19 protein-coding genes, 2 tRNA genes and 2 pseudogenes are annotated in these 23,608 nt (G+C 52.7%); 15 read left to right on the top strand and 8 right to left on the bottom strand.

Going from position 1 to position 23,608, the window contains the following annotated elements; translation table 11 throughout:
* Positions 1 to 3 precede the first annotated feature (3 nt).
* The 4 genes from ACH518_RS04240 to ACH518_RS04225 all read right to left on the bottom strand — a co-directional run bounded on the left by ACH518_RS04240 (position 4) and on the right by ACH518_RS04225 (position 3,686).
* Positions 4 to 2,172 (bottom strand): type I restriction-modification system subunit M, encoded by a 2,169-nt coding sequence (locus ACH518_RS04240; RefSeq protein WP_445371992.1) that lies wholly within the window; start codon positions 2,170 to 2,172, stop codon positions 4 to 6.
* 137 nt (positions 2,173 to 2,309) lie between these two features.
* A tRNA-Thr gene (locus tag ACH518_RS04235) sits at positions 2,310 to 2,385 on the bottom strand.
* A 399-nt stretch (positions 2,386 to 2,784) separates the two neighbouring features.
* Positions 2,785 to 3,078 (bottom strand): hypothetical protein, encoded by a 294-nt coding sequence (locus ACH518_RS04230; protein WP_445371991.1) that lies wholly within the window; start codon positions 3,076 to 3,078, stop codon positions 2,785 to 2,787.
* A gap of 206 nt (positions 3,079 to 3,284) precedes the next feature.
* Positions 3,285 to 3,686, bottom strand: coding sequence for a hypothetical protein (locus ACH518_RS04225; protein WP_140914277.1), 402 nt, complete (start codon positions 3,684 to 3,686; stop codon positions 3,285 to 3,287).
* Between the two features lie 256 nt (positions 3,687 to 3,942).
* On the opposite strand from ACH518_RS04225, the gene metG reads away from it, so the two are divergent.
* From metG to ACH518_RS04210, 3 genes are all read left to right on the top strand, one after another.
* On the top strand, positions 3,943 to 5,991 hold the full coding sequence (metG, locus tag ACH518_RS04220; protein WP_445371990.1) for a methionine--tRNA ligase: 2,049 nt from the start codon (positions 3,943 to 3,945) through the stop codon (positions 5,989 to 5,991).
* 10 nt (positions 5,992 to 6,001) lie between these two features.
* Positions 6,002 to 6,574 carry an electron transport complex subunit RsxB gene (rsxB, locus tag ACH518_RS04215; RefSeq protein WP_445371989.1) on the top strand — a complete coding sequence of 191 codons (573 nt, stop codon included), beginning with the start codon at positions 6,002 to 6,004 and terminating at the stop codon, positions 6,572 to 6,574.
* 184 nt (positions 6,575 to 6,758) lie between these two features.
* Positions 6,759 to 6,835, top strand: a tRNA-Arg gene (locus ACH518_RS04210).
* Between the two features lie 467 nt (positions 6,836 to 7,302).
* Here the strand turns inward: ACH518_RS04210 and ACH518_RS04205 are convergent.
* Positions 7,303 to 7,527 (bottom strand): helix-turn-helix domain-containing protein, encoded by a 225-nt coding sequence (locus ACH518_RS04205; RefSeq protein WP_445371988.1) that lies wholly within the window; start codon positions 7,525 to 7,527, stop codon positions 7,303 to 7,305.
* A gap of 144 nt (positions 7,528 to 7,671) precedes the next feature.
* On the opposite strand from ACH518_RS04205, the gene ACH518_RS04200 reads away from it, so the two are divergent.
* From ACH518_RS04200 to ACH518_RS04180, 5 genes and pseudogenes are all read left to right on the top strand, one after another.
* Positions 7,672 to 7,902, top strand: coding sequence for a hypothetical protein (locus ACH518_RS04200; protein ID WP_445371987.1), 231 nt, complete (start codon positions 7,672 to 7,674; stop codon positions 7,900 to 7,902).
* A complete protein-coding gene (locus ACH518_RS04195) occupies positions 7,895 to 9,088 on the top strand; it encodes an Arm DNA-binding domain-containing protein (RefSeq protein ID WP_445371986.1) in 1,194 nt (397 codons plus the stop codon). The genes ACH518_RS04200 and ACH518_RS04195 overlap by 8 nt, the downstream gene beginning before the upstream one ends.
* Positions 9,089 to 9,167: 79 nt before the next feature.
* Positions 9,168 to 10,169 carry an HD domain-containing protein gene (locus ACH518_RS04190; protein ID WP_445371985.1) on the top strand — a complete coding sequence of 334 codons (1,002 nt, stop codon included), beginning with the start codon at positions 9,168 to 9,170 and terminating at the stop codon, positions 10,167 to 10,169.
* A gap of 483 nt (positions 10,170 to 10,652) precedes the next feature.
* Entirely contained in the window at positions 10,653 to 11,453 is an 801-nt protein-coding gene (locus ACH518_RS04185) for a hypothetical protein (protein ID WP_445371984.1), read from the top strand.
* 113 nt (positions 11,454 to 11,566) lie between these two features.
* Positions 11,567 to 12,644, top strand: a pseudogene (locus tag ACH518_RS04180) (IS5 family transposase).
* Positions 12,645 to 12,762: 118 nt separating this feature from the next.
* On the opposite strand, the gene ACH518_RS04175 reads toward ACH518_RS04180, so the two are convergent.
* A complete protein-coding gene (locus ACH518_RS04175) occupies positions 12,763 to 13,038 on the bottom strand; it encodes a hypothetical protein (protein ID WP_445371983.1) in 276 nt (91 codons plus the stop codon).
* A 295-nt stretch (positions 13,039 to 13,333) separates the two neighbouring features.
* On the opposite strand from ACH518_RS04175, the gene ACH518_RS04170 reads away from it, so the two are divergent.
* From ACH518_RS04170 to ACH518_RS04160, 3 genes are all read left to right on the top strand, one after another.
* Entirely contained in the window at positions 13,334 to 13,585 is a 252-nt protein-coding gene (locus ACH518_RS04170; RefSeq protein ID WP_445371968.1) for an RHS repeat domain-containing protein, read from the top strand.
* A 150-nt stretch (positions 13,586 to 13,735) separates the two neighbouring features.
* Entirely contained in the window at positions 13,736 to 19,861 is a 6,126-nt protein-coding gene (locus ACH518_RS04165) for an RHS repeat-associated core domain-containing protein (protein WP_445371982.1), read from the top strand.
* Positions 19,833 to 20,324, top strand: coding sequence for a hypothetical protein (locus ACH518_RS04160; protein ID WP_445371981.1), 492 nt, complete (start codon positions 19,833 to 19,835; stop codon positions 20,322 to 20,324). Before ACH518_RS04165 ends, ACH518_RS04160 begins: the two co-directional genes overlap by 29 nt.
* Positions 20,325 to 20,500: 176 nt before the next feature.
* On the opposite strand, the gene ACH518_RS04155 is transcribed toward ACH518_RS04160, so the two are convergent.
* Positions 20,501 to 20,782 carry a helix-turn-helix domain-containing protein gene (locus ACH518_RS04155; RefSeq protein WP_444512326.1) on the bottom strand — a complete coding sequence of 94 codons (282 nt, stop codon included), beginning with the start codon at positions 20,780 to 20,782 and terminating at the stop codon, positions 20,501 to 20,503.
* A complete protein-coding gene (locus ACH518_RS04150; RefSeq protein WP_444512325.1) occupies positions 20,779 to 21,117 on the bottom strand; it encodes a type II toxin-antitoxin system RelE/ParE family toxin in 339 nt (112 codons plus the stop codon). Before ACH518_RS04150 ends, ACH518_RS04155 begins: the two co-directional genes overlap by 4 nt.
* 127 nt (positions 21,118 to 21,244) lie before the next feature.
* Here ACH518_RS04150 and ACH518_RS04145 point away from each other — a divergent pair, with 127 nt between their 5' ends.
* From ACH518_RS04145 to ACH518_RS04130, 4 genes and pseudogenes are all read left to right on the top strand, one after another.
* A complete protein-coding gene (locus tag ACH518_RS04145) occupies positions 21,245 to 21,472 on the top strand; it encodes a hypothetical protein (RefSeq protein ID WP_445371980.1) in 228 nt (75 codons plus the stop codon).
* A gap of 61 nt (positions 21,473 to 21,533) precedes the next feature.
* The gene (locus tag ACH518_RS04140) at positions 21,534 to 22,580 is read left to right on the top strand and encodes an IS110 family transposase (RefSeq protein WP_140914150.1); all 1,047 of its coding nucleotides are present in this window, start codon (positions 21,534 to 21,536) and stop codon (positions 22,578 to 22,580) included.
* 460 nt (positions 22,581 to 23,040) lie between these two features.
* Positions 23,041 to 23,139: pseudogene (locus ACH518_RS04135) on the top strand (IS3 family transposase); the annotation flags it as partial.
* A 94-nt stretch (positions 23,140 to 23,233) separates the two neighbouring features.
* The gene (locus ACH518_RS04130; protein ID WP_445371979.1) at positions 23,234 to 23,491 is read left to right on the top strand and encodes a transposase; all 258 of its coding nucleotides are present in this window, start codon (positions 23,234 to 23,236) and stop codon (positions 23,489 to 23,491) included.
* Positions 23,492 to 23,608 lie beyond the last annotated feature (117 nt).

The following is a 23,608-nucleotide window of genomic DNA, read 5'->3' as shown; positions in this document are numbered from 1 at the left end:
CCGTCACGCCGTCACCTCTCTTAGCAAATCAACAATCTCGCCTTCCAGCGCCTTGATTTCGGCTTCGATGGTTTCCAGTTCGCGCGGCGGTTCATAGCGGTAGAAATGCCGATTCAGCGGGATTTCATAACCAATTTTGGTTTTGCTGTGGTCAATCCAGGCATCGGGGACATGCGGTAACACTTCACGCTTAAAGTATTCGTCGATATTTTCCTTGAGCGGGACGGTTTCGGTGTCGCGCAAGTCGGCATCCGGCTCCGGGTTACCTTGCTTGTCGGTGCAGATATTTGCCGTCGCTCCCGGCATCCTGCCTCCCGCGACACTGGCACTTCCCTGTGCGGCGTCGTCACGCTCGCTCAGTGCAGCCAACACGGCTTTGAGTTCCGGGGCAGACAGGCGCACGTCATGGGCGCGGTCGATGTCGCGCAGTGTCAGCAAAAATTGTTTGCGGTCTAAAAATAGGGTGTCGCCATGCTGTGCGGCAAAGGCGGCCAGTAGATCGCGGATTTGTTGTTGGCGGGCACGACCGGCTTCGATTTCCTGCTGGCGGATGGTTTCGTTCTTTTTACTGCTACTGGCGAGGTTAATGAATGCGGTTTGCTGTTCCAGGCGGGCGATGCGCTCGGCGCTGGCTTGAAAATTGAGCCTGAGCGGGCGCTCGACAGTGATCTTGTGATAACCAAAGTCTTCGTTGTCGAACACTTTGCTAACTAAAAGCTCTTTGTCTTTGCCATCGACGACAAAACGGCGCGTTTCTCCATTGGTGAAATTGGCATAAATGCGGGTGATCTCGCCTATATGGTCTGGGTCTTTGGCTTTGTCGCTGGGGTCGCCAATGCGGCGGCGTTTGTTGCCCAGGGATTTTTCCATCGGCACCCAGAAATTGCGGGCGTCGATCAACTGCACTTTGCCTTTACGCTGAGGTTCCTTACGGTTGCTGATGATCCAGATGTACGTGGAAATGCCGGTGTTGTAGAACAGTTGTTCCGGCAAGGCGACAATGGCTTCCAGCCAGTCGTTTTCGATAATCCAGCGGCGGATTTCGCTTTCGCCGCTACCCGCATCGCCGGTAAATAAGGGCGAACCGTTAAACACAATGCCGATGCGGCTGCCACCCGCCGCGACAGGGCGCATTTTGGCAATCATGTGTTGCAGAAACAGGAATGCACCATCGTTGATGCGCGGTGTGCCAGCACCAAAGCGACCGGCAAAACCCAGGGTATCGGCTTCCTGCTGGATGGCTTTCTGTTGCTGTTTCCATTCCACACCAAACGGCGGGTTGGCCAGCATGTAGTCGAACGTCCATTTGTTGCCGTCGCTGTCGCGGTCAAAACCGTCGCGGGTGAAGGTGTCGCCGAGAATGACGTTGTCGGCGTCTTCACCCTTGATCAGCATGTCCGACTTACAGACCGCCCAAGCCTCGTCGTTAAAATCCTGGCCAAAGAGTTTTGGCTGAGCATCTGCATTGAGCTTGCGGATGTATTCCTCGGCTACCGATAGCATGCCGCCGGTGCCGCACGCCGGGTCGTAAATGGTTTTAACCACATGACTTTGCGCCAAGTCCTGTTCAGGGTCCAACAATAAGTTAACTATCAATTTGATGACTTCACGCGGGGTGAAATGCTCTCCGGCTTCTTCGTTCGATTGCTCGGCACCGATACGGATGAGTTCTTCGAAGACATAACCCATCTGGACGTTATCGACCCGTTGCGGCGACAGGTCGATAGCGGCAAAGGCCTTGACCACTTCGAACAGGATGTTCTTTTCCGCCATGTGGGCGATTTGCTCGCTGAATTTGAACTTCTCCATGATGGCGCGGACATTCGGCGAAAAACCGTTGATGTAGCTATTTAGATTGGGCGCCAGATTGTTTGGATCGTTGAGCAGGGAATGATCGGCGTTTTTATCGAACTGCATCCGCGATAGGTTGTAGAAGCGGTGGCCGGTTAGCGATTGCAATCTAGCCTGGATGACGCGCTCGGGCTTGCCTTGTAGCTTTTGGGATTCGACAAATACGACATCCTTGCTGGGCGCCAGCAGGCAATCGAAGCGCCGCAATACAGTCAGCGGCAGAATCACTTTGCGGTATTCGTTGCGCTTGTAAGGGCCGCGCAGCAGGTTGCAAATGCTCCAAATAAAATTGGCCAGTTGGCTATGGGTTTCGCCGTTCATTTTTGTTAATCCGTGATCGATTGGCGGATGCCGTTGGCCTGGAAACCGATTCGACAATCCTTGCGTTTTCCGCCGCAAGCGCTTACGCAGGCTGAAGCCGGCAAAATAGGCTATTGAACGGGTATTGGCAAATCAAATGGTGCCGGCAATAGGAATCGAACCTACGACCTTCGCGTTACGAGTGCGCTGCTCTACCTGCTGAGCTATGCCGGCTTGTGGATGTTTGGGGCTGAGTCCCTCTGGAGGAGGAATGTCGTTGGAGGTTTTGATTGCCCCGCATTGCCGGACAATTTTAATCAAAATAGCGTCTATCCCGCAACGTAATGCACACTGAGTTGGCTGCTCGGGCTTGGTGCGGCTAAATTTTAGCGTGTTCAGCTAAGTCCCGAAGTCGCTGAACCGGTTGATTTCGTTCGCGGTTGATCAGTCACGCCATGAGCGGAGGCAAACAGATGCTCTTAGGCTTGTTGTTGTCGCAGGATTTAGTTGGAGTTTGCTTTCAGCGGCTGAGTAACTGACTGTATCGAAAAAAATCTCCAGCCTTTGGTCGCGGGTCGTCGCGTAGGGGAGGCACGAATTCGCGAGGCCTGGAAAGGCTGGAGTGAGAGCGTATCAGTTTCCGCCTTTGAAAGTGATTTCTAGTGCATGCAGCGCATTCGCGCAATTTTCACTGCTTTGATTGCTCGGGCTATCGTGGCAGGCTTGGTTTTGGGCTTTGGCTTCCTGGATATTAGCCACGTACCAAGCTACCGATTTTGCGTCTTCTTTGCCCGACTCATTGGCAACGGTCACGTTCAGAGCAGCGGTTGACCCCAGCAGAACCACTGCGGCGGTTATCAGCATCACGTGTGTTTTTTTCATAAAGACTCCTTGGCTGTGTAGATTATCGGGAATGATTCCGCTCATGCGTACCTGCATGAGGTGGCGATAATCTAGCAAAGACGCCTAACGTTTAAAATGTGGCCTATTGCCGCGCGACAATATGTCTCTACCCTGCGTGATATCACGCACTTATGGAAAAATCGTGTGCTCTTTGACTTGGTTTTCGCGTTAGTTTTGGCGCGAAGGGGGTGAAGCGCAATAAGCTTGGTTATTGCGCTTTGCGCTGGGGCTTATTTGATTTTCAACAGCTCTTTGCCGTCGCTGGAGAAGTGGCAAATACCGGCAGCGAAGTAGGTGCACTCTTCGGATTGGTCGAGTTTGGCACCGTTGGGGGTAAGATGAACTTTGACGGTGCAGGAACGCGCTTCGCCTTCGATGTGCTTTTTCAAGACCAATTCATTCTCGCCGGCCGCTTTGGCATCACCTGTAATCTGCGCGGAACAGGCGTGTTTGCCCACTTCATCCGGATTCGGTTCGAAATCCACATCGGCGGTTACGCTGTATTCGTTGCCCAGTTTGGTGATTTTCAAATGTTGAACATGATTGCCGTCGCGCAAGATGTAATGGTCGGTAGCAGCAAACGCAGAGCCGGACGCCAGTAGAGCGGCGGCCAAAATCAAACCTTTTTTCATGGTGTAACCTCATCTCTTTTTAAAATTATTCAAGCTGTGGCGCAATCGGACCGGTTTATGGGTCAGCAAACCGGCGCAACGCTTGAGCGGAAAGCCCTGGCGATTGTACCGCACGGTTTGGCATAACCAAAAGCTGGAAAACCCAGGCTGCGGCAGCCGATGCAGGAAACGCCGTCTGGCCACGGGCGGGCATTCCATGAAACCCCCGGCGTTTTGTGCCATAATCCGCCCTCATTTTTTCCGGCCGATTTTCCCCATGTCCAAGCGAAAAATCTTAGTTACCAGCGCCTTGCCTTACGCCAACGGCCCGATTCATTTGGGCCATCTTGTGGAGTACATACAGACCGATATTTGGGTGCGTTTTCAAAAACAACGCGGCCACGAGTGTTTTTATGTCTGCGCCGACGACACCCACGGCACGCCGATAATGCTCCGTGCCGACAAGGAAGGCATCACTCCGGAACAGCTTATCGCCGAAGTCGAAAAACAACACCGCGCGGATTTCGCCGAATTCGGCGTCGCATTCGACCATTACCACAGCACCCATTCGCCGGAAAACCGGGAGTTTTCGGCCTTGATTTACCAGCGTCTGCGCGCCGGCGGCCATATTAGCCAACGCAGTATCACCCAGGCCTATGACCCGGTGAAAAACATGTTTCTGCCGGACCGTTTCATCAAGGGCGAATGCCCTAAATGCGGCGCGCCGGATCAATATGGCGACAGTTGCGAAGCCTGCGGCGCTACGTATTCGCCGACCGAGCTGAAAAACGCGGTTTCGGCCATTTCCGGCGAACGGCCGATCGAAAAAGAATCCGAGCATTACTTCTTCGAGTTGGGCCATTTCGAGCAGATGCTACGGGAGTGGACCACCGCCGGCCACTTGCAGTCGGAAGTTGCCAACAAAATGGCGGAATGGTTGGAAAACGGCTTGCAGCAATGGGATATTTCCCGCGACGCACCCTATTTCGGGTTCGAGATACCCGATGCGCCGGGCAAATATTTCTACGTCTGGCTGGATGCGCCGATCGGTTACATGGCCAGCTTCAAGCATTTGTGCGACCGGCAGGGCTTGAACTTCGACAGCTTCTGGCAAAAGGACAGCGACGCCGAGCTTTACCATTTCATCGGCAAGGACATCATTTATTTTCATGCCTTGTTCTGGCCGGCGATGCTGACCGGCGCCGATTTCCGCACCCCGAGCGCTATTTTCGCCCACGGCTTCCTGACGGTTAACGGCGAAAAAATGTCGAAATCGCGCGGCACCTTCATCAAAGCTCGCACCTATTTGGACCATTTGAATCCCGAATATTTGCGTTATTACTTCGCCGCCAAACTCGGTGCCGGCGTCGACGACATCGATTTGAACTTCGACGATTTCTGTCTGCGCGTCAATTCCGACGTGGTCGGCAAGGTCGTCAATATCGCCAGCCGCTGCGCCGGTTTTATCCACAAGCGTTTCGATGGTGTGCTGTCCGACACCTGCGCCGAACCGGCTTTGTTCCAGCAATTCGTCGATGCCAACTCTGCGATTGCCGAGCTTTACGAGCGGCGCGAATTCGGTAAGGCGATGCGGGAAATCATGGCGCTGGCTGACAAAGCCAATCAGTACATAGACGAGAAGAAGCCTTGGGTGATCGCCAAGGAAGAAGGCAAAGACGCCGAATTGCATGCCGCTTGCAGCATGGGCATCAACCTGTTCCGGATGTTGGTGGTTTATCTGCGGCCGGTGATTCCAACCTTGGCCGCCAACGCCGAGGGCTTTTTGAATATTCCGCCACAGGCCTGGCCGAACAAGGTCGAACCGTTGCTCGGCCACAAAATCAACGCCTTTACGCCGTTGATGACCCGGGTCGAGCCGGACAAAATCGCCGCGATTGTCGAGGCGTCCAAGGAGAACCTGGAAAAAACGCCACCGGCCAAAGCCAAGCCGGCAAAGGCCGAATCTTCCGCGCCGGCCGCCGGCATCGAGCCGATCGCCAGTCCGATTGAGATCGACGACTTCGCCAAAATCGATTTGCGCGTCGCTCGAATCGTCAAAGCCGAGTCGGTCGAAGGTGCTGAAAAACTGCTGCAACTGACCGTCGATTTGGGCAACGAAACTCGCAATATCTTCGCCGGCATCAAATCGGCTTACACGCCGGAACAACTGGAAGGCAAGCTCACGGTTGTGGTCGCCAACCTGGCGCCGCGCAAAATGCGTTTCGGCACCTCGGAAGGCATGGTGCTGGCGGCTGGTCCGGGCGGCAAGGATATCTTCGTGCTATCGCCGGATCAAGGCGCGCAACCGGGCATGCGGATTAAATAAAGCCAAGCGCATGACCGCAATCGAAACCACGCTAGCCGACCGCATCGACGCCGTTCTGCCGCAAACCCAATGCGGCAAATGCGGCTACCCCGGTTGCCGGCCGTATGCGGAAGCCATTGGTAACGGCGAAGCCGATATCAATCAATGTCCGCCTGGTGGGGCCAAGGGCATTCAGTTGCTCGCCGACTTGCTTGGGGTTGACGTCAAGCCGTTGAATCCTGCATTTGGCATGGAACGTCCGCGGTTGGTAGCAGTGATTAACGAAGCCGAATGTATCGGCTGTACCAAATGTCTGCCGCCGTGTCCGACCGATGCCATCCTCGGCGCTAACAAACATATGCACACCGTCATCACCGATTTATGTACCGGCTGCGAATTGTGCGTTGCTCCGTGTCCGATGAATTGCATCGCCATGGTTCAGGCTGCAAATCCCGAGTGGGCGACAGCAGATGCGGAACGTGCCCGCCTGCGCTATCAAGCGCGCAATCGGCGTATGGCCAGGCTGGAAGTAGAAAAAGCCGAACGCCAACTTCGGCAAAAACAGATGCTGGCAAAATTGAGATCGGCAAAAAATTCTGCGTAAGCGCAAGCGGTCCATGACTTTGCCGGCTTTTGCCCGTATAATTGCCGGCTGTAAACAAGGTTCCATAGCCGCTGCTAGATCGGGACTGGCCCGCCGGAAACGACAGTCAGCCGGTTTAGGGTTATAGAGAACGTCCAAGACCGTTTGACCAAAGTGACTGTAACGTTAGACCGCAAATCACATTGCGCCCTTAGCTCAGCTGGATAGAGCGCGGCCCTCCGGAGGCCGAGGCCAGAGGTTCGAATCCTCTAGGGCGCGCCATTTTGACCTCTTCCCCCAAACCGCATTTTTAGCTCTGTGCCCTGGATGTGCCTTAACTGTGCCACGTAGTTAAAGTCTATTGTTGTCACTGAGCAAGATTCGACCTTCGCCCTCCTGTGCCTAGACAGCCGAAAAAAATTCAATATTTAAACTTTCGTTGAGACAACTTTCGACTATCGATTCTCAGAACTTGTACAGGACAACAATTCCAGATCGTGGATGCCTTTCGATCAACTTAAGACTGACCCCGCTAGTATTCAAATGGCTTTTCAAAGTTGTAGCTCATATTCTTGGTCGTTTTGCATGCTGTTTTGTACCTCAAGCGAAAAAATCAAAGTGTAGAATTCAACGCGAACTAAAAACTCGCTTACTTTATGACTACTTGCTGGTAGATTAATTTGCTTTTATTGGTTTTAAAACGGATCAAAAAATTTCTGACATTTAACTAAAGTTACTCGTCTGTAAGGCTAATAATCGTCACCATCTTTCTCGTCAGGCAAAAATTCAAACAAATCTTCAATTCGGCATTGTAGATACTTACATAGCGTATTTACCACATCGATTTCAATTCGAGTAAATGTCTCGTGATAAAGCCGAGTAATAGTCCCCCTATTGATATCAGTGTCTCGAGCAACATCACTTATCTTTAATCGTCTTTCGCCTAGAATTCGCGACAAGTAGCATCTAATCATCTGTTTCTCCAAAAAATGACCCGCAGGAGATCAAAAAAGCTTGCAAAAGATCTTTTGCTGCCTATAATGATCTACAGGAGATCATATTTGATCTCCTAAATGGGTGGAAAATTCTACTACAGATCAATTCACTGGAGATTGCAAATGTCATTAACTTATCTCACAACCGAAGAGCTGTCAGAAAAGATCAAGTATGACGCTCGAACCATCAGAAATACCCTGAAAGATAGCGTTTTACTCGAAGGTCGGCATTACATCCGGCCTTTCGGTGGTCGCAAAATCCTGTTCATCTGGGAACACATCGAGACGGATATGGCGAAGTCCCAGTCCGACTTTGCTATTCCTCTGAGCAAAGGTGGGGTGTGCTATGGGTAGTATTCGGGTCAGAAATGAAACCGGCAAATTGTTCTTTGATTTCAAATACCAAAACGTTCGTTGCCGTGAGCAAACCACGCTGGAAGATACCAAGGCCAATCGCGCCAAGCTGCAAAAAGTGATGGACAAAATTGATGCCGAAATCATGCTCGGGCAATTTGCATATCGGGATTATTTTCCCAACAGCAGCTTCGCCAGCAAGTTTGATGAATTGGATGCCAGACGACGATCCTACGCAAAAGATGCTACACCATTTTTCAAAGACTTCGCCTGGGAGTGGTACGCCGAAATGGAGGTCGGCTGGCGAAACTCCCATAAGGTCACCGTCAAGCGGTTGCTGGGCGATCGGATCATGGATTACTTTGGGGAAATGGAAGTCAGCCGCATCACCAAAGCCGATGTTTTGAAATTTCGCGCCAGTCTCGGCAAAGTCGTGCGCAAAGATGGAGAAACAATCTCGGCAGAGTACATCAATAAGTATATGAAGATTCTGCGTATGCCTTTAGATGAAGCGGCTGACCGATTTAATTTTACGTCACCTTACCGCGGGATCAAACCGTTAAAAAAACCCAAGCCGCATATCGATCCCTTCTCATTGGAGGAAGTGAACAAAATACTGGACACCGTGCGATCGGACTTTAAACCGTACTACACCATCCGCTTTTTCACCGGGATGCGGACGGCCGAGATTGATGGCTTGAAATGGAAATATGTGGACTTCGAACGTCGACAAATTTTGATTCGGGAAACCCTGGTTAAAGGTGTCGTCGAATATGCCAAAACCGAAGAATCGCAACGAGAGATTGAGATGTCCCAACCGGTCTACGAGGCCTTTAAACAGCAATGGGCCTTCACGGGCGGTAAGTTCGACTATGTATTCGTCAACCGTGCAGGCGAACCATTGGAGTACAACAACGTATCGCGCCGAGTATGGCATCCATTATTGCGCTATCTCGAGTTACCCCGACGCAAGGCCTACCAGACCCGGCATACCGCAGCTACCTTGTGGCTGGCATCGGGTGAAAATCCGGAATGGATCGCCAAGCAGATGGGACACACCACCACGGAAATGTTGTTCCGCGTGTACTCGCGGTTTGTGCCGAATTTAACCCGTAAAGACGGCTCGGCCTTTGAACGGCTGTTGGCAGCCAATCTGGAACAAGCCAAGGGGGTGGCCAATGACTAGGCGTTTTCCTAAGCTCCTGAAAAAGGCGTTATGCCTTTTTAATCACGAATGCAAAGCCAATAGGTCCGGGGGGGGCGGTATGACAAAATCCACGCTTTCCGCCTATCCGAGTGCCACGCCTGAGCGGCTTGATTATTCGCAAACAGCCGAGTCCCGCGAGGTCTGTTGCCAACTGATTGGTCGAGTCGATTCGCTGGTGACCCGACACAACGGTGACAGCGACTGTCATTTCGTGTTGCTGATGCTGGCAGACGGTCAGCTCTGGCGTGGCCAATGGTCAAGGGTTGAATCCGAAGGCTTGCCGCAGATTGGCGATCTAGTGCGGGTCGAATTTAGAGATCCTGAAAGCGAGCAGACATCGATTGCCGATGGAACCATCCGGCTGAGCGACAACCGCTACGCGCCTTGTATACCAGTAGACTACTGGACGCCTGTCCCGCAGCTGCTGCCGTTGAACGCGCTGTCCTTGTGGTACCAAGCCGCCGCTTGCCCGATGGCATTGGATAGGCTATTGGCGCTGATCAACCGTATCGAGCTTCCGCCACTACAGGATTGGCTGATTCGGGTGTTGCGGCAACGGCGCTTAGGTGTACCCTTCATTCGGTTGCCGGCCAGTCGGCAACATCACCATAGCCATCCCGGCGGATTGCTGCTGCATAGCGTGGAATGTGCGGAATGGGTGGAGCGCATTGCCAAGATTAGCTTAGACCGTCAGGAAGCTGCGTTAGCTGTTACAGCTGCGCTGTTGCACGATTTCGGCAAAGTCGAGACCCTGCGCGGCACGCCGTTGGGACGTACGGCGTCCCACGAAGTGTTAACCTTGACCTTGTTGGAGCCGCTACTCGGCGAGTTAGAACAAGCTTGGCCGCAAGGGGCGCACGGCTTGCGGCAGATGCTGGGCGGGAAAAACGCCAGCGCAAAGTTTCCTAAGTTTCCGGGCATGCTACTGGTTAGAATGGCCGATCAATATAGCAGCGCACTGTCGGCACGGACCATGGCATTCGCGGGTTTGCCAGCGCATTACACCTGGGCTTGCTTGAAAACACCGCGTAGCGTGCAGTGGTTCAACCGGCTCTGCTGAGCGTAGCGCTTTTGATTGAGCCGATCGGGCATCGCCGCCAGCCGACTTAATAACCTGTATCCATCCGGTGGCGAGGCATCATACTCAAGATCCAACGACGTGAAATTGTTGATTCTTGCACGTTTGCCTCGCCTCCGGCCATAGGGCTCATGGTACTAAACCTTCACTAACGTAAGAGTAGTTTTGATCGTGCATGCCGGTAAAGTCTGGCTAACCCGCTCCAAACCAATTGACCTTCCCGGGTGGGGATCAAGATCAACCTTCATGATCGCGATACTGATAACCGCACAGGCAAAAACCCGCGGGGAAAGTGCATCTGTAAAGCATGTAGCCAGCGGGTTTTTATTTTTTGTGCTCATATAATACCAATCCTCAATAGTAAAGCAGAGGATTATTATGTTAGCTATTCGCCTTTTTTTCCGTGTAGTTAATCCGTCATGCCCTCCAAATTGCCGCCTGTTTTGTGTGTAGGAGGGACGCATCATGGCAAATAATTACCTAATATCTCTGATTGAAAGCGGCCTATTTATAACGCTCGTTAAGGATTTCATTTACATCCCGGAATCTCAAGCCCCCATACCCTGTCGCCTAGAACTCGTATTCCCAAAGCATTTGAAGTTGGTTTTAAAGGCGGTCGGTGCTCTCTCGAACAATCAGTCGCTGCCGAGTGTCGCCATCTACCGCTCAAATCTGATTTTTTATCTGACCCTTAAGTACAACGGACAGTCCGATTTATTCGACAACGATTTTGCTAAATGCGCGATGAACAGCTTATCCGCCGGAATAAACCAAGCCATTGACAAAGGGCTTAACTACCTGGATAGCCTAGAACTCATCGGTGACGATTGTTTTAGGCTGCGATGCGGTGAGGCGAAGTGGGCGCAGGCGGAAAGCTTGGCGCTGAAATTAACCGACGTTCTGGTGAAGGTGCTCGCCGTCGAAGATGCCATCAAATTGTTCGGGCAGGATCGCTATAATCGGTTACATTTCGACCTCAATAAATTGGTGCAAGGCCAGCTGCACAAAACCGGTAAAACGATATATCAAGAAGGCGAGCTCATCGGCGTGTGGCGTTCGGAACACAAAGAATACGCGGGTATCAAATCGGCGAATGGCAACATCCGGTTCGATTTCGAAGAAGCGCAATTCGGCGAACGCCTAGCCAAACTGCACGGGGACGGCGTAAAAGCCGGTTTTGAATTCGATATTTTTCAGGACTTGGTCGGGATCAAACAAAACACCGTGTATAAATTAAAAACGATTAAGCCTTTAACAGGCTGTTGATTTTATCTCCCCCACAAGCCGCATTGACTCGTTGAATCAGATGTCAGAGCAATCCGTAAGATATTGTTGTATATGATAAAGTAGTTCTATCTTCAATAGATTACATTGAACCCATACGCGGCGCCGACATTACTCAAGAACAACTGTTCAGTTATCGAACCCTGGAAAGCCGGATTCCCAAAAAGCATCCGCTCCGCAAACTGCGAAAAGTGGTCGATCTGTTACTTGCTACGCTAAATGACGAGTTCGACGCGCTTTACGCCCGCCGCAGTCGGGATTCGATACCGCCGGAGTGCCTGCTCCGCGCCAGTTTGTTGCAAGTCTTGTTTTCCATCCGCTCGGAGCGGCAGTTGGTGGAGTATATTGACTTCAACCTCTTGTATCGCAGGTTCGTCGGTTTGACGATGGACGAGGTGTGGGATCACTCGACCTTCAGCGCCAACCGCGACCGTTTACTCAATGAGCGGATCAGTCGTTTGTTCTTCGAACGGGTGCTGGCCTTGACGGACTGGAAAAAGCTACACTCCGACGAGCATTTTTCGGTCGATGGCACGCTGATTCAGGCTTGGGCTTCGCATAAAAGTTTCGTCAGAAAAGACGGCTCGACCCCGCCACCGGAAGATAGCGGCCGCAATCCCACGGTCAACTTCAAGGGTGAGAAGCGCAGCAACGAAACCCATGCATCGACCACCGATTCCGATGCCCGTCTGTATAAAAGAGCGAGGGCGACAAATCCCAGCTGGCTTTCCTCGGTCATGCCCTGATGGAGAACCGCAACGGTCTGGTGGTTGATGTCACGCTGGCCACCGGCACCGCGGAGCGCGAGGCGGCTCGCGCGATGGTCAAGCGCACGATCCACAAACCGGGTGCGACTTTGGGTGCGGACAAGAATTACGATACGCAGGATTTTGTAGCCAAGCTACGCCAGCGTAAAGTCACGCCCCATGTCGCCAGCACAGACAAAGGCTCAGCCATTGACGGCCGCACCACACGGCATGAGGGTTACCGGAAAAGCCTCAAAATCCGCAAGCGGATTGAAGAAGTCTTCGGTTGGGCCAAGACCGTTGGCCCGCTGCGCCAAACCAAATTCCGTGGCTTGAAGAAGGTCGCCGCGCAAACGATTTTTACCTTTGTCCCTATAACCTAACGCGAAGGGCGACTGTTTTCGGCTGGCGTTACAGTACCACCTAGGCGGCCGTGCGCCTGAAATCCGCCAAAAGGCGGAATCCCCTGCGGGGGCAATATAACCGGCTAAAATCGGTTTTTGAGGCCATATCAGACGCCAGCGGTCTTAGGCGTATTTGCGGGGTTATAGAGTCTGGTACAACAACTGCGTCGACGCGTTAATGCCTTCCGGTATCAAGCTTTTCACATGCTTGCGACCGACCTTGATGTCTTGCAGATTGAGCTGATCACGCAATTGGCGAGCGTCTATGAAGGGATGCTTCAGGTGCAGTTCGTCGAGATGGCGCATGATGTCCAAATCGCGCTCTGAAACCGGCTTGGACAGGTAGTACTGATAGCCAATAGCTTGGCCTGCCGACTGATCGGAAGCTTCGATTGACGGTCCCAATAAGTTCAACACCTGAGCCGGCCAAGCAGTAATTTTTTTAAAATTTGCTTGCAGGGTACGAAATTTTTAGCTAGATTACAAACCCAGTTGCACAGATAGTTAGCGTTGCTTGCGTTTGTTGCCCAAGCATTATAAGCATCCATGTTAAGTTTTGTTTCGACAGACCTAGCGCGTAGGTATGCTGCATTGAATGGGGGGACGTGACAATAAGCAAAAAACCTATCGGCACGGAATGACCGTTTCAAGCGCTATTTTCTAAAGCGTTCCGCTAGACATTTTTTAATACGATCACTCAAAAGGGAAAACAATGAGCAGTTCTGTGTTGTCTGTGTGTACCCCCCAAATTCATTTGGACATGGCCGCCATCAGGCGGCGTTTTTTTGCGGGGTTGTTTTTGATCGGTCTGATGGGGCCTGCCTGGGCAGGATCTGTGACTTACACCTATGACTCATTGGGTCGTATTACCCAAGCCGCCTACAGCAACGGGGTCGTGATTGCCTATGTCTACGATGCCGCCGGCAATCGCAGCAGTTATGTAGTCAGCGGCGCCCCTAGTTAGTCGAGTAAATTCCCTAGATTTTTTGCTTTTGAGAGCTTCGCCTGTTTTCAGGTGAGGCCTTAGAGCGGCTGTTTGTTTTTCAATATTTATTAAATCTAAAGGCTTGAAGGATCAATTCTGACCGGCCGTGCACGAATGGAGTATACGGGTATGTTACGTTGGCAAGTAAATAGTGTGGTTGCGCTCGCTTTATTGCTGTTAGGCGGTACGGTTCAAGCAGAAGGTAATATTACTTTTGGCGGTGGTGTGCCTGCCGTGACAGATTCGCCAACGACTTCGTCAGTTAGGGGTAAAAATAAAAATGCAGCCGCCAACATCGCCCCGCCTAGCGGACAGACAGTGCAACTGCCCGGCATTAATCGAGCTATTTTTACGCCGGTAACGCCGCTCGAATCCGAACAAGCCATACAAAGCCGGCCTTTAGCTGGCGACTTAATTCAGTCGCAATCGACGACAACGCCGAGCACGGATACGGCAGTAGCCGCCAGTGCACTGCGCGTCAGTGGTGATACCGCGCCGACCGCTCCGGCCTCGATTGCCGAATTAGCACGTGCGCTGAAAAATAACCCGGATTTGATCTACGAATATGTCCGTAATAACATTGAATACTATCCGGTGTGGGGCGTTCAGAAAGGGGCTGTCGGTACTATTTTAGATAATCAAGGGACGGCGTTCGATCAAGCGGCTTTGATGGTGTCCTTATTGCGGCAAGCCGGCTATACCGCCAGCTATGTCAGGGGCCGGGTCAATATGACGGCTGCTCAAATCAATGCGTGGTTGGGTGTGGATACGACCAATCTTTGCGCCGTGCTGAATTTATTTGGCCAAGGGCAAGTGCCTGTCTCTTCGGTGACCGGTACAGCGGCCGGTAGCTGCCCCGGATCGACCGCTGCGTTGGTCAGCATGGGATTCGATCACGTCTGGGTGAAAGTCAATATTGGCGGTACCAATTACTACTTCGATCCCAGCTATAAGCCGCACACGCTGAAAGCCGGGATTAATCTGATCACGGCGAGCGGCTACAACGCCGCCACCTATCTCACGCAGGCGAAAACCGGCGCGACCCTGACAACAGACTATATCCAGGGGGTCAATCGCACCAATATCCGCAATAACTTGAATACCTACGCAACCAATCTGACTAATTATTTACGCACCAACCAACCCGCCGGTGTTTTGGATGACGCAGTGGGTGGTATGACCATTAATCCACATAGCGGCGGCAATCTGCGTCAAACTGTGCTGCCATACCAAGATACCACCGTGGCCCTAACCGAATGGACCACCGATATCCCGGCCAATTACAAGCCTACGCTTCGCCTTCAATATCAAGGTATCGATCAAACCTATACCTCGGATGCGATTTACGGCAAGCGCCTGACCATTACCTACAACGGTTCCAATCAACCCGTGTTGATGCTGGACGGTGTCGCGCAAGCCACAGGTACGGCAACCACACCGGGTACCGTGGGCAATGTCAGTTTTACCGTAACGCATAGTGCTTACGCCCAAACCTTTGCCAACCAGGCATTCACCCAACAAATCAAGGCCGGCGGTACGTTCCTGATCGGCAACGGCTGGGGGCCGGCGGGTCGCGGTATCATTGAATTACACCGCCAACGGCTGGATGAAGCCAAGGCCGCAGGCACAGCCGATACCTCGGAGCTAGTCTTGGGTTCCAGCTTAGCCGTATTGTCCTCGAACTGGATTGCCCAAGTCGATACGGCCGACTACATTGCCGATCGCATTGCCAAAACCAACACCCTGTTTCACCACCAAGTGGGTATCGCCGGCTACAACACGGCGTCTTACGTCGATTTGCCCGGTAATTTTGTCGGTATCGTCAGTCAGAGCGCTGATGCGGCCAAGGAAGCGGCGGTATTCTTCGATGCCGCGATGCACTCCAGTATCTTCGAATCGACCGCCGTCCAGCAAACCTCCGGCGTCAGCGCGGTCTCCACGGTCAAGCTGATCGACATCGCTGCGACCAATAACCAAAAGATCTACAATGCCACCTCGGCCAACTACACTACGGCAGTACAACCGAATCTGGTGTCCTGTGCCGCTTGGTTGACAAACTTCCAAAATGCCGTCAATGCCGGACACAGGCTGATTGTGCCGTCGAATTGTAATTTGACAGAAGGCACCTGGACCGGCACTGGCTACTTCGATATTTTGGTAACCGCGAACGGTTCCGGTATGGGTTCGATTATCGGCGGTGGTTTGGCGGGAGGCTTTTCATCCAATCTCCAATCAGCTGTCGACTATGCATCGAACGCATTGAAAAGTTCCATCAATCAATTCGGCAGTTTATTGCAGTCGACTTATCATTCGTTCGGCGATCCGATCGACATGACCAAAGGCAACTTTCTCTATGCCCATGATGACCTGAATACCGGTGTCGGATCGTTCCCGCATGCGTTGAGCTTCCAAAAACTGTATAGCTCGGGTGCCCGTATTCAATCTGGTCCGTTAGGCAAAGGTTGGACTCACAACTTTGCCTCGACCGTGGCCGCCAACTCCGATGGCTTCCAGGGCCTGGGCGAAGACTCGGCACTGGATGCAGTGAACACCATTGTGGAAAAACTGGTCTCGCTGGACTTGTTATACGACACCGCTAAACCGCTGGATAAAATGGTGGTGGCCACCTTGGGCCAACGCTGGTTCGGCGATCAGTTGCTGAGCAACACCGTGATCGTCAAACAAGGTCTGAACGGCGAAGTGTTCGTCAAACTGCCGGACGGCACCTACAACGCGCCTCCAGGCAGTGCCGCAAAGCTGATCAAAAATGCCGACAACACCTACAGCTACGAAACCCTGCACAAGGACAAGCTTAATTTCGACAGCACCGGCAAGATTGCCACCTTCAACCATGCCAGCGGCGTGCAGGTTAAATTCACCTACACTGGCAACGACCTGACCCAAGTGCAAAACAGCCTGGGCAGAACCCTGACCCTGACCAACACCTCGGGCCGAGTCACCGCCGTGGGCGACGGCAGTCGGAGTGTGAGTTATGCCTACGACACTAACGGCAACCTGACCACCTTTACCGACGCCACGGCCAAGGCGACCACCTTCCAATACGATTTGCCGGGCCGCATCACCAAGTTCTTCTATCCCAGCAATCCGACCGTGGCTTTCGCGACCAATGTTTATGACAGCCTGGGCCGGGTGCAAACCCAGACCAATGCCAACGGCAAACTCTACACCTATTACTTTGCCGGCAGCCGTTCGGAAGAAGTTGATCCTTTAAATGGCAGCAAAGTCTCCTATGTCGACGCCTTCGGCAAAGTCCTGAAATCCATCAATCCTTTGGGCAAGGTGGTCACCAACACCTACGACGGTCAAGAGCGCTTGACCAAATCGGTTCTGCCCGAAGGCAACTATGTCACCTACACCTATGACGACGCCACCTGCGCCGCCGCCGACAAACGTTGCACCCACAACGTCAAGACCGAAACCCGTGTCGCCAAAGCCGGTTCCGGACTGGCCAATCTGCTGACCAGTTACAGCTACGAGAGCGCGTTTAACAACCTGGCCAGCGTTACCGACCCGAAAGGCAAAGTGACCAGCTACACCTACACCGCGCAAGGTCTGCCTTTCACCGTCACCCGTCCCGTGGATGTCGCCGGCGTAGCCCCTGTAACGACCTACGCCTACACCAGCTTCACCCCGGCCGGCTACACGGCGTTTTATCTGCCGACCGCCGTGACCGAAAAAACCACGGCGACCAACAGCGTCACCAACACCACGGCTTATAACGCCACCAACAAATACGTCCCGCAAACCGTCATCGCCGATGCCGGTACCGGTAAGCTCAACCTGACCACGACCTACACCTACGATGCGGTGGGTAACCTGACCCAAGTCAACGGCCCGCGCACCGATGTCACCGACACCGTGGCCACCGCCTACGACAACGAACGCCGGCCGATTCAGCTGACCAACGCCTTGGGCAAACTCACCAAGCAAGCCTACGACAACGACGGCCGCCTGATCCGCACGGCCGCGCAGATCGGCACCCAATGGCTGGTGTCCTGCAACAGCTACACCCCCAGCGGCAAACTGCTGAAAGCCTGGGGTCCGGCACAAACCACCGCCGACACCACCTGCCCGGCCACGGCCGCACCGGTCACCGTCGCCGACTACGTCTACGACAACCTGGATAGGCTCAGCACCCTGACCGAAAACCTGCCGGCGGCCGACGGCGGCAACCGCGTCACCCAGACCGTCTACAACGCCGACGACAGCGTGCAGATCGTCAAAAAAGCCGTGGGTACCGGTATCGCGCAGAACTATGCGACCTACACTTACAGCAACAACGGTCTGCCACTCACCGTCAAGGATGCCAAAAACCAGCTGACCACCTACCAATACGACGGTCACGACCGCAAACTGAAAACCCTGTATCCGGACAAAGTCACCGCCGGTGCTTCCTCGGCGACCGACTACGAACAAGTGGCCTACGACGCCAACAGCAACGTTACCAGTATCCGCAAACGTAACGGCCAAAGCATAACCCTGGCCTACGACAACCTGAACCGTCTGCTGAGCCGGACCTATCCGACTGCGGCCGACAACATCAGCTTCAGTTACGACCTGTTGGGCCGCAAAACGGCCGCCAACAAAACCGGCTACGCCATCGGCTATGTCTACGACAACGCCGGCCGCCTGACCAGCACTACCGCCGGCGGCAAAACCCTGGCCTACCAATATGACCCGGCCGGCAACCGCACCCGCACCACCTGGCCGGAAGCCACCGCGTTCTACATCACCGCCAGCTACGACGCCCTGAACCGGCCGACCGCCCTGCTGGAGAACGGCACCGTCAGCCTGGCCAGCTACGCCTACGACGACCTGTCGCGGCGCACCACCGTCACCCTGGGTAACGGCACCAGCACCGGCTACGGTTACGACACCCAGTCGGCGCTATCCAGCCTGACCCAAAACCTGGCCGGCACCGCCCAGGACAACACCTGGAGCTACACCCGCAACCAGGTGCAAGACATCAAGGCAGCCAGCTGGACTAACGACAGCTACCAATGGACCGGCTACACCAACGGCACCCGTAGCTACACCAGCAACGGCCTGAACCAATACGCCACCGCCGCCGGCAGCACGCTGAGCTACGACGCCAACGGCAACCTGGGTGGCGACGGGGTGTGGACCTACACCTACAACCTCGACAACCAGCTGACGGCCGCCAACAAAACCGGCTCGGCCAACAGCCTGGCCTACGACGGGGTAGGCCGCCTGAGTCAAACCACCCTGGCCGGTGTTATCACCAACCTGAGCTACGACGGCAGCGACCTGGTGGCTGAATACAATAGCACCGGCACCCTGCTGAGACGTTACGTACACGGCCCTGGTGTCGACCAACCCCTGGTCTGGTACGAAGGCGCGGTGACCACCGCCAAAACCTGGCTGTACAGCGACCACCAAGGCAGCATCGTCGCCACCGCCAACAGTGCCGGTACCAGTACCGCCACCTTAAGCTACGGCCCTTACGGCGAACCCAATGCCACCACCGGCGTGCGCTTCCGCTACACCGGCCAGCAGCTGCTGGGTCCGCTGAACCTGTACTACTACAAAGCCCGGATGTACTCGCCCGCCATTGGCCGGTTCCTGCAGACCGATCCGATTGGCTATCAGGACGGCTTGAATCTGTATGCCTATGTGGGGAATAATCCGGTTAATCGGAATGATCCCAGTGGGTTGATTGCGGCGGATATGCAAATGCTCGGCGGCAAGCTGGGCGGGTATATGGATACCTTCCAGACGGGTTTGGATGTCGTCGGCTTAGTGCCAGGATTCGGTGAGCCGGTTGACTTAGTTAACGGTAGTATCTATGCCGCGCGTGGGCAATATGCCAATGCTGCTCTTTCCTATGGCGCCGCTATTCCTTTTGCAGGATGGGGCGCTACGATAGGCAAGTTTGCCAATAAGGCCGATAATGTCATTGACACTGGGCAAGCATTTACGAGTTCGCAAGCTCGCAAGGAAGTAATGAGGCAACAAGGTATTCCTACAAGCCAGCAGCCAATTTCGCAGTCTCGTAATTCTTCTGGATATGAGTACCAATATGAAGTACCTAAATCTGGTGGTGGAACTGAGGTTAAATCTGTCCAGCAACAAACTTTAGACAGTAGCCATCCAGGACAAGGACATTGGGAGGCCGGTAGCGTGAAAACAGACCCGCTGACAGGCGAGGTTCGAATGAACGACTATGGCAGGCCGAAATTAACTAATGACAAATCAAAAGTTAATTATGATTGAAAAAGATAAAAATATTGCCTACAAGCGTAATATTGCTAAGTATCTTCAAGAGTTGAACCGTTTTTGTAAAAAGAAGCCGGTAGAAAATGAATTGTTGTCTTTAGACGAAACACAGAATATCAGAGATAATTCTAAGGCTCTTGATACAGCTATTGTTCGTCGACATCGAATAGGTTTCGATAAGAAAAATGACGAAAAATTTTTGGATTTTGTTGGAAGCCTATATGAAAAAAATCGATCTAATATTTATATTTGGACGCCGTTAACAATGGCTTGTGGAACATATAAAATTGATTCAATTCTGGATTTTAACTTTGGGTTTGAATTCGATTCAAATCCAGAGGGAATTGTCGTTCTATTGACAAGCAATTTCACAGATAAAATTACGCTAGATTTTTCGATGGATGAGTCTGGGAAAAGAATATTGGATATTGATTTAGTTGGAGATAACTGGGGAAAATAAACCAAGGCCGTAAGGCGGATTCGGAGCGGTAGCCCGCGTAGGTCCGAATAGCGAAGCGTATTCGGACGCATGTGATTAAAACGTCGCCTGCTTAACGCTACTACAGGCGGCGAAACCACAGCCTACCAATACGTCCGAATGACCTCCGGACAGGATAAGTTCATCGGTGGAAATTGTTACGCCGCGTCCAGCACGCGCATCTCGATATGTAAACCGGCGGAGGCCGCCATGTTAACCAAGGCATCCAGCCCAAATAAGTTGATTTTGCCACGCACCAGGTCTGAAATACGAGGCTGGGTCACGCCGAACAGTTTGGCGGCTTGGACTTGGTTCAATCCGGTTCGAGTAATGTAATCTGTCAAATCCATCATTAGCTTTGCGCGAAGTTTCAGATTTTCGGCTTCTTCGGGTGTGTCTTCGATTGCGTTCCAGACACTGGAAAATGATTCGTTGGTCATTGGTTAAGCTCCTTGAGTAACTCACGATAACGTTTGGCGGCCAGATCGATATCCGACTGGCTGGTTTTCTGGGTTTTCTTCTGAAAACAGTGTATGACGTAGATAGCATCGAAAAATTTAGCGACATAGAGCACGCGAAACGCTCCGGTCACGTCGCGAATTCGAATTTCTTTAACCCCCGACCCCACCGTATTCATTGGTTTCCAGTCGCTAGGCTCGTATCCATGTTGCACTTGGTCGAGTTGAAAACCCGCTTCTCGCCGCACGGATACCGGGAATGCGCGAAGCTCTTCAAGCGCATTACCCAGGAAGTTGATAGGTTTCGGATTCATCATGGGGACGAATATACAAAATTTCGTATATTCCAACAAGTTTTTTGCCTACCGGCACGCGATGGTCATCGCCTAAGATGCCGACGGCCGCCTGATCCGCACGGCGGCGCAGATTGGCACCCAATGGCTGGTGTCCTGTAACAGCTACACCCCGAGCGGCAAACTGCTGAAAGCCTGGGGGCCGGCACAAACCGCGCTAGACACCACCTGTCCGGCCGCCGCCGCGCCGGTCACCGTCGCCGACCGCGTCACCCAGACCGTCTACAACCTGGATAACAGCGTACAGATCGTCAAAAAAGCCGTGGGCAGCGGTATAGCCCAAGGCCGTAAGGCAATGGTATGGACTCCTCCCACCTAGCGGCATCGATGTACCAGAGGGGTAAAATTGAGTTACCCAACAAACGGAGGAGGAGTCCGAGATGAATATTAAACGCATAGGCCTTGATTTAGCAAAACAGGTGTTTCAATTACATGGCGTCGATAGTCACGAACAACCCGCGCTGAAGAAAAAGCTTAAGCGCGAGCAAATGCTGAGCTATTTTCGCGATATTCCGCCCTGTCTAATCGGTATGGAAGCCTGTAGCAGCGCCCACTATTGGGCTCGCGAACTGCAAAAGTTGGGTCACACCGTCAAATTGATTGCGCCGCAATTTGTTAAACCCTATGTCAAAGCCAACAAAAACGACGCCAATGATGCGGAAGCGATATGTGAAGCGGTATCGAGGCCGAGTATGCGCTTCGTTCCCATCAAGAGTTTGGCGCAGCAAGACTTACAGGCCACCCATCGGGTACGCAGCCAACTGGTGAGTCAGCGTACCGAAAAGGTCAATCAGATTCGCGGTCTACTGGCTGAATACGGAATGGTCGTCGGTCAACGCATCGAATGCTTGCGAAAAGCGCTGCCAGACTTATTGGAAGATGCCGAAAATCACTTGAGTAGTGACTTTAGAGTCTTGCTAGCAGGTCTTCGTCAAGACTTGCAGACGCTTGATGAACGTGTCAGGGCATTGGACAAACGGATTCAACAACAAGCCGACACCGATCCTGGCGCCAAGCGTTTGCTACAAATCCCCGGCATTGGCCCGATTACCGCCACCGCCTTGGTCAGTGGCGTGGGCGACGCCAAGCAATTCAAGCGAGGTCGTGACATGGCGGCCTGGCTAGGTTTGACGCCCGGACAGCACAGCAGTGGCGGCAAAGAACGGCTCTTGGGGATTAGCAAGCGTGGTGATGCTTATTTGAGAACCTTATTAATTCATGGTGCGCGAGCCGTCCTGAAAGTCGCCAGTCAAAAAGACGACCCACGCAGCCGCTGGCTGCAAAGTCTCAGCGAGCGGCGTAACAAAAACATCGCCACCGTGGCCTTGGCGAATAAAAATGCCCGAATTGCCTGGGCGTTATTAACCAAGAGCCTGGATTACCAGCCCACTGAAAACGGGCTGGCATCTGAATCGGCTTGTGCATGACAGCAAGCTGTCACGCCCAAACCGATTGAGATAAAAGAGCAATCCAACCGATTGCAGAGCTAGACCCTGATGGCAGCCGGTCGAACCGGCGTTTGCAAAACCTGATTATTGCGCTGTGCCCAAGAGCACGATAGGGCGATAAGGAGCAAACGCGCGAACAGCCCATTACGGCCCGAGCCAATTGCGCTCATTTACAGGCCGGATATAGGTGTGCAGTCGTACCATCAACCAACAGGGGAAATGCTTGCAAAACGGGAGGAGTCCATATACGCAATAACCAACGGGCAATGCGCCGCTGTTTTAGCTAATTCCGGTCGGCACCCGCACCACCTGGCTGGAAGCCACCGCGTTCTACATTACCGCCAGCTATGACGCCCTGAACCAATCCTCGCTTGAATTCGAGCTGGATTTTTATAGAAACGCTGCCTGAAATGGTGTCCGGTTTTTGTTGACCATTACAAGCTTCTTTCATTCGCTCAAGGTAGAGACCATCCATGGTGAGCGATTTGATACCCGTGAAGCCATGCGCCAAACGGTGTTTGAATATATCGAAACCGACAACGGATTCCAAAGTCCGATAGAATTGAAGCCCATTTTAAACAAACACTCGCTTCTTGATCTGTTCGTTTTTGATGGTGGGGGGCAGCAAGCCGATGGTGGTGATTTTGGACAATGCATCCATTGATACCGCCAAAAAGCTGAAACCTTATTGGGATTTATTGGAAGAGAAAGGCATGCGATTTTATTTTCTGCCTCCCTACAGTCCTGAGTTGGACCGAATCGAATTGCTGTGGCATAAGATGAAATATGAATGGCTACCTTTCAAAACATATGCGCCTGAGGAACTGGAGCTGACCATTGATGAAATTGGCCGTGGATTTCGCTCAAAATATGTGCTAATTTTTTGCTAGACGCTTAATTAACAGTCTTGCTTAGAAAATTCAGTATGGATTGGTCATTTATGATGGGCAGCCTCGGCGTGTGAAAAATTGATTTAAGAGCAAAGGTTCTTGTAATTTAAAATTAAA

Source organism: Methylomonas sp. HW2-6, from assembly GCF_052474525.1.
Note: the sequence above shows the minus strand (reverse complement) of the source record. Positions and strands in the feature narration are given on the sequence as shown.